Annotated in this window: 10 protein-coding genes; 6 read left to right on the plus strand and 4 right to left on the minus strand. The window is 61.4% G+C overall.

The window, feature by feature from the left end; all coding sequences use genetic code 11:
• The first annotated feature begins 12 nt into the window (after positions 1-12).
• A complete protein-coding gene (locus DS839_RS03170) occupies positions 13-7,257 on the plus strand; it encodes a beta strand repeat-containing protein (protein WP_368911109.1) in 7,245 nt (2,414 codons plus the stop codon).
• On the opposite strand, the gene DS839_RS03175 is transcribed toward DS839_RS03170, so the two are convergent.
• Positions 7,205-8,287 (minus strand): TIGR03032 family protein, encoded by a 1,083-nt coding sequence (locus DS839_RS03175; protein ID WP_119268849.1) that lies wholly within the window; start codon positions 8,285-8,287, stop codon positions 7,205-7,207. The two genes, DS839_RS03170 and DS839_RS03175, sit on opposite strands and share 53 nt — an antisense overlap.
• Before the next feature lie 83 nt (positions 8,288-8,370).
• Between DS839_RS03175 and DS839_RS03180 the strand changes: the two genes are divergently transcribed.
• Positions 8,371-10,581 carry a CHASE2 domain-containing protein gene (locus DS839_RS03180; protein WP_119268850.1) on the plus strand — a complete coding sequence of 737 codons (2,211 nt, stop codon included), beginning with the start codon at positions 8,371-8,373 and terminating at the stop codon, positions 10,579-10,581.
• 21 nt (positions 10,582-10,602) lie between these two features.
• On the opposite strand, the gene DS839_RS03185 is transcribed toward DS839_RS03180, so the two are convergent.
• From DS839_RS03185 to DS839_RS03195, 3 genes are all read right to left on the minus strand, one after another.
• Positions 10,603-11,043 carry a DUF995 domain-containing protein gene (locus tag DS839_RS03185; RefSeq protein ID WP_162918264.1) on the minus strand — a complete coding sequence of 147 codons (441 nt, stop codon included), beginning with the start codon at positions 11,041-11,043 and terminating at the stop codon, positions 10,603-10,605.
• A gap of 89 nt (positions 11,044-11,132) precedes the next feature.
• Positions 11,133-11,564, minus strand: a complete 432-nt coding sequence (locus DS839_RS03190) for a DoxX family protein (protein WP_119268852.1) — start codon at positions 11,562-11,564, stop codon at positions 11,133-11,135.
• Positions 11,565-11,791: 227 nt separating this feature from the next.
• Positions 11,792-12,595 carry an endonuclease/exonuclease/phosphatase family protein gene (locus tag DS839_RS03195; RefSeq protein WP_119268853.1) on the minus strand — a complete coding sequence of 268 codons (804 nt, stop codon included), beginning with the start codon at positions 12,593-12,595 and terminating at the stop codon, positions 11,792-11,794.
• 135 nt (positions 12,596-12,730) lie between these two features.
• Here DS839_RS03195 and DS839_RS36265 point away from each other — a divergent pair, with 135 nt between their 5' ends.
• From DS839_RS36265 to DS839_RS03210, 4 genes are all read left to right on the plus strand, one after another.
• Positions 12,731-12,883, plus strand: a complete 153-nt coding sequence (locus DS839_RS36265; protein WP_162918265.1) for a hypothetical protein — start codon at positions 12,731-12,733, stop codon at positions 12,881-12,883.
• Positions 12,884-13,003: 120 nt separating this feature from the next.
• Positions 13,004-13,267 carry an outer membrane protein gene (locus DS839_RS03200; protein WP_162918266.1) on the plus strand — a complete coding sequence of 88 codons (264 nt, stop codon included), beginning with the start codon at positions 13,004-13,006 and terminating at the stop codon, positions 13,265-13,267.
• Between the two features lie 148 nt (positions 13,268-13,415).
• On the plus strand, positions 13,416-14,216 hold the full coding sequence (locus tag DS839_RS03205) for a class I SAM-dependent methyltransferase (protein ID WP_119268855.1): 801 nt from the start codon (positions 13,416-13,418) through the stop codon (positions 14,214-14,216).
• Positions 14,217-14,406: 190 nt separating this feature from the next.
• Positions 14,407-15,048, plus strand: a complete 642-nt coding sequence (locus tag DS839_RS03210) for a hypothetical protein (RefSeq protein WP_368911110.1) — start codon at positions 14,407-14,409, stop codon at positions 15,046-15,048.
• The last annotated feature ends 85 nt before the right edge of the window (positions 15,049-15,133 follow it).

Genomic DNA, 15,133 nt, shown 5'->3' on the forward strand with positions numbered 1-15,133 from the left:
CTGACGGGCACGTTGTCGGGCAACGATGTCGATGGCGACACGCTGAGCTATGGCATCCAGGGTGTCACTCCGGTCGGGACCACGGCGACCCAGGTGGGCGACTATGGCACGCTGACGGTGGACACGGTCACCGGCGCCTATGCCTACACCAAGAATGCGGCGGCGATCGAGGCGCTCGATGCCGGCGACACCGATAGCGATGTGTTCACGGTGACGGTGAGCGACGGCGATGGCGCTCTCATCACCCAGACCTACACGGTCAATGTGTCGGGTGCCGACGATGCGCCGACGCTGGCGGCGGTGACCTCGGGCTCGGTGACGGAAGTCGCTCAGTCTTCGGCGACGACGGATGCGGGTCTGACGGGCACGTTGTCGGGCAACGATGTCGATGGCGACACGCTGAGCTATGGCATCCAGGGTGTCACTCCGGTCGGGACCACGGCGACCCAGGTCGGCGACTATGGCACGCTGACGGTGGACACGGTCACCGGCGCCTATGCCTACACCAAGAATGCGGCGGCGATCGAGGCGCTCGATGCCGGCGACACCGATAGCGATGTGTTCACGGTGACGGTGAGCGACGGCGATGGCGCTCTCGTCACCCAGACCTATACGGTCAATGTGTCGGGTGCCGACGACGCGCCGACGCTGGCGGCGGTGACCTCGGGCTCGGTGACGGAAGTCGCTCAGTCTGCGGCGACGACGGATGCGGGTCTGACGGGCACGTTGTCGGGCAACGATGTCGATGGCGACACGCTGAGCTACGGCATCCAGGGTGTCGTCCCGGTCGGGACCACGGCGACCCAGGTGGGCGACTATGGCACGCTGACGGTGGACACGGTCACCGGCGCCTATGCCTACACCAAGAATGCGGCGGCGATCGAAGCGCTCGATGCCGGCGACACCGACAGCGACGTGTTCACGGTGACGGTGAGCGACGGCGATGGCGCTCTCGTCACCCAGACCTACACGGTCAATGTGTCGGGTGCCGACGATGCGCCGACGCTGGCGGCGGTGACCTCGGGCTCGGTGACGGAAGTCGCTCAGTCTTCGGCGACGACGGATGCGGGTCTGACGGGCACGTTGTCGGGCAACGATGTCGATGGCGACACGCTGAGCTATGGCATCCAGGGTGTCACTCCGGTCGGGACCACGGCGACCCAGGTCGGCGACTATGGCACGCTGACGGTGGACACGGTCACCGGCGCCTATGCCTACACCAAGAATGCCGCGGCGATCGAAGCGCTCGATGCCGGCGACACCGACAGCGATGTGTTCACGGTGACGGTGAGCGACGGCGACGGCGCTCTCGTCACCCAGACCTATACGGTCAATGTATCGGGTGCCAATGATGCCCCCATCATCGGCAATTTGGGCCCAACTCCGGTAGAGAGCACTGAAGGCGTAGCCGGGATAATCGATTCGGACATCACCATCTCCGACGCGGAGCTCGATGCAGCCGACAACTATGACGGATCGACGCTGACCGTGGAGCGGACCAGCGGCGGCGACAATGCCGAGGACGCGTTCAGCTTCGGCGCCAGTGCCATCTTCACCGCCAACGTCCTAACCGCCAACACCGGGGAGCTGCGCGACAACTCCTGGAACCTCATCGGAACATATTCGACGGCCGGCAACAGCCTGGTCATCACCTTCACCGCCCTGGCAACAGCGGCGCTCGTCAACGACGTCGCCCAGCACATCGCCTATGCCAATACCAGCGACACGCCGCCCGCTTCCATCGTGCTCGGCTACACGTTCAGCGATGGGGAACTGTCGGATACCGAAAGCATCACGGTCGACATTGCGGCGGTGAATGACGGCCCGTTCGCGACACCCGACAAAGTCATCACCAATATCGTCCCGGGCAATCTCGTCGTCATTCCCGAGCAAGCCCTGCTCGCCAATGACATCGACCCCGATGGCGGCGGCATTCTCGACGTCAATGCTGCCGGCGGAGCTAGTGGCGGCACAGTCGTGCATGGCCCGGGAAGTGGTCCGACGGGAATAGTCGAGGTCACCGACAGCGTCCCGTCCGGCACGGTCTTCGTCTACAACGCCACGGATGGCAGCGCGGTGGGCGAATTCGGAATCGTCACTGTCTCGTTCGACCTGGATGGCGCGCTCGAAGGAACCGCCGACGGCGATATCCTGATCGGGGCCAATGGCGGCACGATGCTGATCGGCCATGGCGGCGACGACCAGCTGGTCGGCGGCACAGGCGTGGACATCTACGTATGGTCCGCCAATGACGGCTATGACACGATCCTGCCCAACGGCACTGCCGCCAACGAAGATATCATCAAGATCAGAGGCAGTTTCTACGACTACAATTGGGACGTCAGCGGAAACGACCTGATCATCGGCGGCGTGGATGAGAGCTACGAATTGACCGGCGGCCTGGTGATCAAGGATTTCCTCGTGCCGGGCAACGACAGCATCGCTTATCTGACGGCCGACCTCGGAGAGAACAACGCGCTCTACAGCCCCGTCGGGAACGCCCGCATCTATCTGAGCGCGGTCACCGGCACTGACCAGGGCATTTATTTCGAGTCGATCGTCGGAACCCATGGCGGTGATACGATGACGGGTGGCGGCGGCGCGATCGATTTCCTCAGCGGTCTCGGCGGCAACGACACGATGAGCGTCGAATCGGGCACGCGTGGCTTCTTCCGCGGTGGTGACGGTGACGACGAGATGACCGGTGCCGACCAGGATGATCAGTTCATCGGCGGCGACGGCGCCGACACGATTCTTGGGAACGGCGGAGACGATGAGGTCCGCTATGACCGGCGCGCCGGCAGCACGGAGCCGATGCCGGCGCAGGGCGTCGTCGTCAACCTGGCCACAGGCACGGCCACCGACAATTGGGGAAACACGGACGTTTTTCTCGACGCCATCGAGAATGTGCGCGGCTCCGACTATGCCGACAGCATCACCGGCAACGGTATAGGCAACCGCATCGAAGGCCTGGATGGAAATGACACGCTGACCGGCCGTGGCGGTGCAGACATCTATGTATGGTCGGTCGGTGACGGTTATGACGAAATCCTGGCCAACGGCGGCTCTGCGAATGAGGACATCATCCGCCTCAATGGCAGTATCTATGATCTCAATTGGGAACGGGCCGGCAACGACCTGATCGTCGGCGCCGTGGCGGACGAGACCGGCGACTGGAACGATGTCGGCGGCAATCTGCGGGTCAAGAACTTCACGGCCCCCGGCGGCGATACGATTGCTTATCTGACGGCTCATCTCGGGCCGGACAACAATGAGTTCTATAGCCCCGGCAATGGCGACAACGATGCGCGTCTCTACCTGAACGCAGGGAACGGCACCAACCAGGGAAGCTACGCCGAGCTGATCGTCGGAACCTCCGCCGGAGAGACGATGACCGGCGGCGGGGGCGCGGTCGACTTTTTCCTGGGTGCCGGCGGCGACGATACAATGAGCGTCTCCACCGGAACGCAGGGGCGCTTTGCCGGCGGCGATGGCAACGACACCATGACCGGCGCCGACCAGGACGATACGTTCCGCGGCGGCGCCGGCGACGACACGATCACGGGCAACGGTGGAGACGACGAGGTCCGGTATGACGGGCGCGGCGACAGCTCGGGGCCGATGCCCGAGCAAGGGGTCACCGTCAATGTCGGCGCTTCTATCAGCTTGAGTACCGGCCCCTCGGTCGCCGGCAACCAAGCCATCGACAATTGGGGAGACACGGATGCCTTTCTCGATGCCATAGAGAATGTGCGCGGCTCCGGCTATGCCGATCTCATCGTCGGCAACGATGCCGGCAATCGTATCGAGGGCCGCGGAGGCGATGACACGCTGGTCGGCCGCGCGGGAGCCGACGTCTATGTCTGGTCGGTTGGTGACGGTTATGACGAGGTCCTAGCGGATGAGGGTGGCGCAGATGAGGACATCATCCAGATCAACGGCGCGTTCTATGACCTGAATTGGGAAGTCGATCCGGATCATCCGAATGACCTGCTCGTCGGCGCTGCGGCGGACGACAATCCGGAGTGGTCCGAAGTTGGCGGCAATCTGCGCATCAAGGATTTCTTCGTACCGGGCAATGATACCATTGCCTATATGACGGGAGATCTCGGCCCGGGCGCCAACGAATTTTATAGCCCCGGCAACGGCGACAATGACGCGCGGATCTATCTGAGCGCGGTGCATGGCAATGATCAGGGCGACTATTTCGAGGCCATCGTCGGAACCTCGATCGGCGAGACTATGACCGGCGGCGGCGGCGCCATCGACCATTTGTCCGGCGGCGGCGGTGACGACATCATGAGCGTCGATGCCAATACCTTCGGGATCTTCCGCGGCGGCGACGGCGAAGACGAAATGACCGGCGGCGACATGGAAGACAACTTTGTCGGCGGCGCCGGCGACGACACCATAACGGGCGGCGTCGGCGTTGACGAAGTCCGATATGACCGGCCAGGCGGCAGCGACCCCGAGGATATGACCCAGGGAGTCGTCGTCAATCTCGGTAGCACCATCACCGTGGAGATCGACGACGTTCCGACCCTGTTCGAAGGATTTACCGCTCACGACAATTGGGGAGACCAGGATTCGCTTTCCGACATCGAAAATGTACGTGGATCGGCCTTGGCCGATGATCTCGTGGGCAGCGATCATGGCAACCAGATCGAGGGCATGGCCGGCGACGACGTGCTTGTCGGTCGCGAAGGCGGCGATACCTATGTCTGGTCGCTGGGCGACGGCTATGACACGATCCTGGCTGATGACGGCGCCGCGAATGAAGACGTCATTCGGCTCAATGGCAACTTCTACGATTTCAATTGGGAAGGAGATCCGGAAAACCCGAATGACCTGCTCATTGGCGGCGCCGCGAATGACGAATACGACTGGAACGATGTCGGCGGCAATCTGCGGATCAAGGATTTCTTCACGACGGGCGACACGATCGCCTATATCGAGGGCGATTTCGGACCGAACAACCGCTACTACAACCCCGACGGCAGCGAAGGTCCAACCCAGATATGGCTGAACCTCAAGGTGGGCACCGATCAGGGCAACCACAGCGAATTGATCCTCGGCACGTTCGACAACGACATCATGGAGGGCAATGGCGGCGCCTTCGACATTATGCATGGCGACGACGGAGATGACACAATGACCGTCTCCGCCGGCACGCGCGCCCATATGCGCGGCGGCAACGGCAACGACACCATGACGGGCAATGATCAGGATGATGCGTTGCGCGGCTCGGCCGGTGACGACGCTCTCGATGGAGGCGACGGCATCGACTGGGCACAGTATGACCGGCGCAGCGGTAGTGCCGCCTTCACGCACGGCGCCTTCGTCAATCTGTCGATCGCCGCCGCCATGATGGATTTCAACGGTCAAGATGACGTCGTGGTCGCCGGCAATAGCGCCAGGGACAATTGGGACGATACCGATTCACTTCACAACATCGAGAACGTGCAGGGCTCCGCTTTTGCCGACATCATGATCGGCAGCGATGTGGATAATGAGTTTCTCGGCGGTGCCGGCAATGACAAGCTCTATGGCGAAGGCGGCGAAAACGATATCCTCCAAGGCTATGCCGGCGACGACCTTGTCGATGGCGGCAGCGGCGCGGCAGACGCCACCGACTATTATGAGGACCCCAACGGCGTGACGGTCAACCTCGCCACTGGCATCGCCAAGGACGGCTATGGCGGCACCGACACGCTGATGGCGATCGAACATATCTATGCGTCCTTCTACGATGACCTGCTGACCGGCAACGATCAGGACAATTGGATCGAGGCGCGCGACGGCGACGACATCGTCTTCGGCGGAGCCGGCAATGACACATTGATCGGCGGCTGGGGCGATGACGATCTCTATGGTGGAGACGACGACGACCTCATCGAGGGCTTTGAAGGCTACGATCTTGTCGACGGCGGCGCCGGGAGTGACACGGCTTCTTATTACAACGATCCGTCGGGCGTCACTGTCGATCTCGTCGCCGGTACGGCAACCGATGGCTACGGCACTACCGATACGCTGGTGAGCATCGAGCACATCTCCGGCTCTCTCCATGATGACACTCTCATCGGCAATGGCGCCGAGAACACCATCTGGGGCGATGATGGCGACGACACGATCGAGGGCGGCGCCGGCGACGACCTCCTGGACGGCGCCAATGGGCTCAAGGATACGGTCTCTTATTTCAACGATCCCGCGCTTGCAGGCGTGACGGTCGATCTCGCTGCGAACACGGCGACCGACGGCTACGGCGATACCGATACACTGTACAATATCGAGAGTGTCATCGGCTCGACCGGCAACGATTCCCTTACCGGCGATGCGGCCGACAATTTCTTCGAGGGTGGCGCGGGTAACGATGTCATTTTTGGTGGCGACGGCATTGACACGGTGAGCTATGCCAACGCTTTATCTGGGGTGCACATCAATCAGAATACCGGGGACGGAGACGACGGCTATGGCACTTACGACCTGGTCGGTGGGGATATCGAGAACATAATCGGCTCGAGCCACAACGATACGCTATTTGGGCTCATCAATTTGGCGAACGTCATCGAGGGCGGCGGCGGCAACGACTACATCAACGGCGATGAGTTCGACAACGGGCCGGACGACATGGTCTCCTATGTCAATGCCCCCAGAGGCGTGATCGTCAATCTGGCTACCGGCGTCGCCGAGGACGACGGCTATGGCACGCCCGGCGACGTTATTTACACCGACACGCTCGTAAACATCGAGGGAATACTCGGTTCTGTAAATGACGATGAGTTGACCGGCACCGGCGCCGGAAACAGGATCGAGGCCCGAGGCGGCAATGACACGATCTTCATGCCTGACGTGAATGGTGCCTATATCGATGGCGGCCTCGGCCAGGACATTCTGGCGCTCAACGGCGCCAATGCCACTATCGAAGGGACAGCCTTCGATTTTGATGTCTTCGGGATCGAAACCATTGACCTGACCGGCACCGGCGACAATTTCCTGATTCTATCCGGCGAGAATGTTGCCGATATCAGCGACGAGTCGAACACCGCTTTCAACTCCGATCATGAGGACAATCTGGTCGTCGAAGGTGATAGCGGCGATGAGTTGACATTGGTTGGCGACTGGACGCTGGTCGGTGAAGACGTGGCGCTCGACGATACCGGCAGTCCGGGAAACTACGATGTCTGGAACTACAGCGAGGCGGGCGTCACTGCGAACCTCGCGGTCGATCACGATGTGGCGGTGAGCTTCCCGGTCTAGCAGGCTCACCCAGCAAATAGGTCGTCGAAGCCTCAGCAGAGCCGGGATCGACCAGATAGGGATTGCGGCAGTTCAAGATCGCCACGTCATAGATCTCGTCGATGTCATTCAGCTGCAGGCTGTGGAGCACCGCGCCCTTTTTCAGATCGAAGAGCAGGACGGCGCAGACGGGCTCGAGATTGCGCTCCTGGAGCAGCGCGTTCAGCGCCCTGCCCCCGACATTGGCGAGCCCCCGCGGCTTCGACATGCCCATGCAGGCGATATCCTTGTGAAAGGCAAGGCCCCGCAGATAGCCCGGGCAGCGCATCACTTCCACATGGCGCGCACCGTCGACATAGCCGAAGGCGCCGATGCTCGACTGATGCAGCCACAGCCGGCCGGCGTGAAAGCGCGGTGAATGCGGCTGCGAGAGGCCGGTCATCACCGGCTGCCTCGACGCCACATCGATAAGGGCCCCGCCCGCCGGGTCTTTCCGCCAGGCGCCGGGCTCGCCGCTTCTCGCCAAGACGGTCACACACTGCGCCGCACCCTCCCTGAGCGCCAATCCGTTCAGGTGGCAGGCATCGCCCGGCGCCCGGTCGCGGATGAATTCCGGATACCACACCGGCAGGAGGCTCGAATTCATCGTGGTCGTGGCGAGACAGTTGAACATCGCGGCGGCGAATATCGGCTGCTGCCGCGGCCCGATGGCGAGGTCATGCGTGTTCGCAAAGCCGGTCACATAGGAGACTTGCGGCACCAGATAGACATCATGGGGCCGTTCGGCCTTCGCATCCTGTTTCATCAGGGCAAAGCGCCAGATGCGATTGAGGGTCGCCACCCAGAGACCGTTCCCGTCGCGCGCCAAGCCCATGGAGCGATCGAAGCGGATGAACTTGGCGGCGAGCTTGCCCGGCGCGCCGGCGCCGATCGCGATCAACTGGCCCGACTGGTACGCGCTGATGACGAGGCTCACGCCTTCAGCCCAGAGCCAGTCGGCAAAGCCGGGTGAGACGCGGACCGATAGTTGCGCAGAAGCTTTGGAGTCCAAGGTCGCGACCCGCTGTGACCACTCGACACTACGTCATATCACAAATACACTCTACGTAATTTTAGGCCCTCGGATTGGGGTGCATGGTCATCGGGCGGCGTTTCACGATTCCCAGAGCGGCATTGGGGCGGGTGGCGGCGCTTGCCTTGATGGCAGGCTTCCTCTTCTTGCGCATCTGGGATCCCGTCCCGCTCGAAAACTTCCGGCTGCGGACCTTCGACTTCTATCAGATGATTGCGCCGCGCACAGTGACAACACGGCCAGTCGTCATCGTCGATATCGACGAAGCGAGCCTCAAGAAATTAGGACAGTGGCCGTGGGCCAGAACCCGCCTGGCCGAGCTGCTGCTGCAACTGCAGCGCAGCGGAGCGGTTGCCGTCGGCATGGACGTGATCTTCTCGGAGCCCGACCGGCTGTCACCTGGCGCGATCGCCGATGCCGTCCTGGAGATCGACGAGGAGACTCGCGACCGGCTGCGCAGCCTGCCGAGCAATGACGAGGTCCTCGCCCGCAGCTTCGGTTATCTGCGGACGGTCCTGGCGCAATCAGGACAGAACGACCCCACGATCATTCCTGTCGACGATATCGCCCCGGCCATCGCCATAGCCGGACCGGACCCCGGCCGCTATCTGGTGAACTTCCCGGGATTGCTGGCAAATATCCCCGTGCTCGAGAAAGCCGCCGCCGGGCGCGGGCTTTTCAGCCTCAGGCCCGATCAGGACGGGATTGTGCGCCAGGTTCCTGTCATCATGGTCGCGGCGGACAAGATCCGGCTTTCCCTCACGCTTGAACTGCTGCGGGTGGCGACCGGCTCGAGCACTCTTCTCATCCGAGCCGGCGATGGCGGCATGCGCAGCTTCGTCGTCGGCGGCGTCGAGGTGCCGACCGACGGCAATGGCCGGCTCTGGCTGCATTTCAGCCCGCACGACCCGGCCAGGTTCGTTTCCGCCGCAGATGTGATCGAGGGCAAGATCGGCGACGGCCAATTGGTCGGCAAGCTCGCTTTGATCGGCACCTCTGCAATAGGCCTTCTCGACAACAAAACGACGCCGCTCGACCCGGCCATGCCCGGCGTCGAAGTGCACGCCCAGCTCCTCGAGAACATCCTGACCGGAGCCCAGTTGAAGCGGCCCTCCTACATGGTCGGCGCCGAGGTCGTCTTGGCGCTCGGCATCGCCATCCTGATCATCGTCCTGGTGCCCTGGCTCGGCGCCCGCTCGGTGCTGATCATCGGTTTCCTGATCGCCGTCACCCTCTCGCTGGGCTCGTTCTATTTCTTCCGCAGCCGAGGCGTGCTTCTCGATGTGGTCTATCCGCTCATCTCGAGCTTCGGCGTATTCTGGACGCTGGTGTTCGTGAACTATTTCAACGAGCAGGCGCAACGGCGCCAGATCCGCAGCGCCTTTGCACAGTATCTCTCGCCGGCGCTGGTCGAGCGGCTGGCGCAGCATCCCGAGCAGCTGCAGCTCGGCGGCGAGACCAAGGAGCTCACCATCCTGTTCAGCGACATCAGGAACTTCACCAGCATCGCTGAAAGCTACAAGACTAATCCGCAAGGCCTGACACAGCTGGTGAACCGGTTGCTGACCCCCTTGTCCAATATCGTCGTCGAGAACGGCGGCACGATCGACAAATACATGGGCGACAACGTCATGGCCTTCTGGAATGCCCCCTTGGACGATGCCGCACACGCCCAGAATGCCTGCCGCGCCGCCTGCAGCATGCTCGCGGCCGTCACCAGATTGAACAACGAGCTTCGCGACGCCGCCGTCAAGGACGGAAGCCCGGTCATGCCGATTGCCGTCGGCATCGGCATCAACACCGGAGAATGCGTCGTCGGGAACATGGGATCGGACATCCGATTCGACTACACCGTGTTGGGCGACAGCGTGAACCTCGCTTCGCGGCTCGAGGGCCAGACCAAGGCCTATGGCGCTCCCATCATCATCGGTGAACGCACCAATCTGCTGGTGGAAGAGCGGTTCTACACCGTGCCCATCGACATTGTGCGCGTGAAGGGCAAGGCGATGCCGGAACGGATCTATGCCCTGCTCGCACCGATCGGCGACGGTTTTCAGGATGACGGCCTGAAAACCCGCCTGGAGGAGCTTTTGAATGCCTATCGGAACAAGGAATGGAGCGCTGTCAGCCGGCTCCTGAAACAGTCCAAGGCCGGACTTGCAAAGTTCGGCCTATCCGGTATCGAAGCGCTCTATGCACGGCGCGTGCGCCATTTCCGGCGCTCGCCGCCGCCGCAAAACTGGGATGGCGTCTCCGATGCGGCATCGAAATAAGTGGACGGCTGCGAACGGACATCAGAGTCCGCCCAGCTCTTCATATTCCTTGCTGACCTTGTCGCCCTTCTTGATCGATCTCATTTCGTCGTAATAGCCGTTCCTATCATCCGGCTTCGTTTCATCGTAATGAACGCTCCACAGTGTGATGGTCTTCGTGCCGACATGCCACCATTTCCAGCAGTCGGTATAGATCTTCGGGTCGCCCTTGGCACTGTTCTTCATGCAGGCTTCATTATCGGTGACCGACCATTCGCCGGCATAGGTCACGCGTTTCGTGCCTTTTCCGAATACGCCCTTGACCCTCTTCTCCGGCGAAAAATAGGCCTTCGAACCGTCCCAAACCGCCGAATTGCCGCTATAGATCGCGATCACTTCCTCTGCCGTCATCGGCTTGGCGTTCTTAGGTAGTTTCTTCGCTTCGGCGGCTTGCGGCAATGCGACAAGTATCGCCAGTGGCATGACAGGCATCAAAGACCACACCCACTTCATCTTCGCCTCCCTTCCTTTCGCCAAACTCGGTTCAGGATAGAGGGGAATATGACCTAAGATCAATTCCGGCTGCCGATCAGGCTGTGACGCAGAGCGAGCCACAGTCCCGGCCCGTGGACGGCGGCGAACAGCAAACCGGCAACGAAGGTGAAGTGATCGATGAAGAAGCCGAACTCGGCCTGGTTTCCCGTCCAATGCGAGGGACCATGGAAGGCAAAGGCGAGGAACAGGACGTAAGCTGCCGCCAGCAACGACGCTTCCGTGAAAAAGGCTCCAGTCAGGAAGCAGATGACGAGCGCAATCTCGAAGATGGCAGCGAGCCATGCCAAAAGCAGGGACAAGGGAAAGCCGGCGGACGCGATATAGGCCGCGGTGCCGTTGATATCGAGGAATTTGAAAACCGCCGCCATGAGGAAGACAGCCGCAAAAATCAGCCGGCCGATCAGAAGCGCAACGGACTGCCAGGAAGGTGATCCCGTTTCTGTCGTCATTGTTCCTCTCCTAACTTAAGGTCAAGAGCACACCCCCCAAATGGGGGATGCCGGCTTTTGCCGTTTCTTCTATCGCCATCTCGTGGTCGACAGGAGCCGCGCGCCCGAATCGGGCCTCGGCGGCATTGCCCACGTGCCGACTATTCCCACGGGTACGGCATTGTGCGCAACTGCCCACCGAAGGAGGAAACTCTTTCGGTGGGCGGCCCCTCGCCGGCCCGTGAATATCATGCGAGATCCAGGAGAAGACCGCAGTGGTCAGAGACTTCGGGCTCCTTGACGACGGCGAACCGGCGCGCCTCGACCTCGGGGCTAACCAGCATGTAGTCAGCGAAACGGTCGGCCTTTCGATAGTAGGATGTCCGCGTATCGCGATACCCGTTTGCGGTGACGAGATCGGTCAATCCAATCTCGACGAGCGATCGCAGCGTCGCGCTCGTCGGGAGCACGTTGAAGTCGCCGCAAAGCACCAGTCCTTCGCCCTTTCGCCTGATCCGGCCGATCAAATTCAGCAGCGCGTTCGCCTGGACCAGTCGATGTGGCGTGTCTTCCTTGCCGGTGAGTTCCCGCAGACCGTGCATGTGCATGACCGTGATGGCGCATGACCTTTCATAATCGAAGAGGCGCAGGCCATGGGCGTTCCTTGAACGTGGATGCTCGCCCCAGCCGGTAGCGGAGAAATCGCCATGGACGAAGTCCTGGATCTGGCCGATCACCGGATAAGCGCGCCGCACGAAAGTAGCCAAGCCCCATTCCGAGGCAACCTGATGGTCGCCGTCCCAAAGCTCTCCCCGCGCCGCCGGGCAGAAAAAGGCTTGATGCGTCGCGAGCGCTTGACTGACATCGCGGAACAGATTGGCTCGCTGCGGCAATTCCATGCCGTGGTCACGATAGACGAGCGACTCCGATAAGGCGGTTGGCGTATGCGTCACTTCCTGCAGGCACAGGACATCCGGATCGGTCTCTGCAAGATAGGCGATCAATCGATCCCAAAGCCTGCCGCCCCAAGCATTCAGCGACAATATGCGCATTTTTCGTTTCTCCGGCGACAATCATGTAACTTTTCAGCAACAGCCGTCATTGAACTTTCTCACCTGAGCCGCAGTTGATTGACGTTGCGAAAGCGGCGCGCGATGACGTGATAACTCGCGTTTTGGGGGAATCGAATGATCGAGAGAATACTTTTCGGCAGTGCTGCCATTTTTCTTCTGGGCGCTCAAGCGCAGGCGGCGGATGTCGTCGAACCTGCGGCCTATGACTGGACCGGACCCTATATCGGCATTCAAGGCGGTTATGCATGGGGCGAGAACGATTTTTAGCGCCGGTACTCCAGGGGGAGGCAGCCCCACGCTCGCGGCGGACGCGCCGGTCCTCGGTGGAGAAGACGGATCCTTCGATCTCGAGGATTTTGTCGGGGGAGCGCATGCGGGCCGGAATTGGTGGATAGCCTGGTCGTGGGCCTCGAGGGCGACATTGAATATGCCGACCTGGATGGCGATACCGATATTGTTGATGATGGCGGAGGTGTAGTCGGCCGGCACAAGGCGGAGGTCGACTGGCTCGGATCGCTTCGATTGCGTGCCGGCTATGCGTCCAACCACGCCCTCTTCTACGCTACCGGCGGCCTTGCGGCGGGCGGCGCCAAGCTCATAGCCGACGATGCGGCCGGATCCGAGCTCGTCGATGAGAAGCTCACGAAATGAGGCTGGACGCCGGGCGGCGGTTTTGAATATGCCTTCAGCGACGAGCTCAGTGCGCGCGTCGGCGGCGATTTGCTGTCGGCTTCATCGGCTCTCTTGACCCGCTGCCCTGTTGGGCGGAACCTGGGTCCACAAACTGGGAGGGCCTCCCATGACGTCGAGTTTCAACGTCCATAAAGCCTCCGGCTATGAGCAGTTGATGGGCCGCTGGAGCCGCAAGCTTGCTCCCCCGTTCATCGCCTTCGCCGGAGTGAAGGCCGGTGAGCGCATTCTCGATGTGGGCTGCGGAACAGGCAGCCTCACCTTTGCGCTTCCCGAAGCGGCGAATATCTCGGAAGTGGCGGCCATCGACTATTCACCGGTCTTCGTCGAGGAGGCCCAGAGGCGGAATAAAGATCCGCGGATCAGCATCCGGCAGGCGGATGCCTGCGCGCTCCCCTTTCCGGATAGCCGCTTCGACCGGGCCCTGTCGCTCCTGGTGCTGCATTTCGTTCCCGAGACGTCGAAGGCGGTTGCCGAAATGCGCCGGGTCGTCCGCTCGGGCGGCGGCGTCGCCGCGGCAGTATGGGATCATCTCGGCGGGATGCCGGCGATGCGCATGGTCCTCGACACCATGGCGCCGCTCGATGAAGCTGCCGCTCAGTTGCGCAGCCATTACTGCTTTCAGCCGATGATGCGGCCCGGCGAGATGCGCCAGACCTTCATCGCGCAGGGGCTTCGCGATGTCGAGGAGACGTCGATGCTCATCCGCATGGATTATGCATCGTTTGACGATTTCTGGGCGCCTATTGCCGCGGGCGAAGGACCGCTCGGCAAATATGTGGCGGGACTGGACAAAGCGCGCCGCGCCAAGGCGGATGAAGCGGTCATGTCAGCCTACGAGGCCGGCCAGCCGGATGGCCCACGTTCCTTTGTGGCCGTCGCTTGGGCCTGTCGCGGCGCCGTACCGTGAGACGTTGCCTGCATGGTGCCGGTTCATTTTGGAACCGGGCGTAGTCATGCCGGCAAGATTAAATTTTATCCGTATGGCCAGAATCACATTGCATATTTCCCTTGGGTCATAATAAGGGAGGATGTCGGCATTAGGGGCGCCTCCCTGCTGTCCAGCGCCGGCGCACTTCAATTTGCCAATGGAGATAGTTATGAGACTAAAACATCTCGCATGCCTTTTAGTGATTAGCTGTTTCGCAAGCCTGGGCAGCCAGCAAGTGGTTGCCCAGAGCAACGAAGCGCCAGGTCAGTCGAACAAGACGATTGGTCAGCCGTCAAATGCTTCGCCCACCCCCACTCTCGTGGTCGTGAATGCCGCCGGCGCCAAGCTCGACGGAACGAAGCTCACTCTTACCGGCGTTCAAAAGAGCTCGATCATCTTTGCCGACAGGCCGACGCGAGCGGCGGGCCATATCCTGACCTCTGAATTCGTCAAGTCATGGGGTGAAGGCAATGACAGCTTCGCCAAGGATCCGCCCAACGCGACGGTATCGGTCCTCGGCAGCAGCCTGGACAAGAGCAAAGACGCGGTTGTCGAGCTGACCTCAGCGAAGCTCGATGGCGACAATCTGGTCTTCGACGTCAAAGTCCTCGAAGGCGATCTTGCAGGAGCGAGCGGCCCTGCGTCGTTGTTCATCGACCACTGGGGATACCATTGGTATCACCACGGCGGATTCTATGCCGGCATGGCCGTTGGCGCTGCGGCGGCATCAGCCTATCCGTATTATCCGCCTCCTTATTATCCGCCCTACTATCGTCACTGCGGGTATTATCCTTATCCGCCCTGCTACTGAAGCGCTCGCGCCGGCATCGAAGGATCTCGTGTCACCATCCGGGTGACACGAGATCGGACTTGCGAAATGATCCGGTGAACCGCAG

Source organism: Taklimakanibacter deserti, from assembly GCA_003574785.1.

What these genes read in the sequence shown, in the direction of transcription:
- DS839_RS03180 (WP_119268850.1), top strand. Translation starts at nt 8,371, where the DNA reads ATGGTCATCGGGCGGCGTTTCACGATTCCCAGAGCGGCATTGGGGCGG.
- DS839_RS03185 (WP_162918264.1), bottom strand. Translation starts at nt 11,043, where the DNA reads ATGCCACTGGCGATACTTGTCGCATTGCCGCAAGCCGCCGAAGCGAAG.
- DS839_RS03190 (WP_119268852.1), bottom strand. Translation starts at nt 11,564, where the DNA reads ATGACGACAGAAACGGGATCACCTTCCTGGCAGTCCGTTGCGCTTCTG.
- DS839_RS03195 (WP_119268853.1), bottom strand. Translation starts at nt 12,595, where the DNA reads ATGCGCATATTGTCGCTGAATGCTTGGGGCGGCAGGCTTTGGGATCGA.
- DS839_RS36265 (WP_162918265.1), top strand. Translation starts at nt 12,731, where the DNA reads ATGATCGAGAGAATACTTTTCGGCAGTGCTGCCATTTTTCTTCTGGGC.
- DS839_RS03205 (WP_119268855.1), top strand. Translation starts at nt 13,416, where the DNA reads ATGACGTCGAGTTTCAACGTCCATAAAGCCTCCGGCTATGAGCAGTTG.
- DS839_RS03210 (WP_368911110.1), top strand. Translation starts at nt 14,407, where the DNA reads ATGAGACTAAAACATCTCGCATGCCTTTTAGTGATTAGCTGTTTCGCA.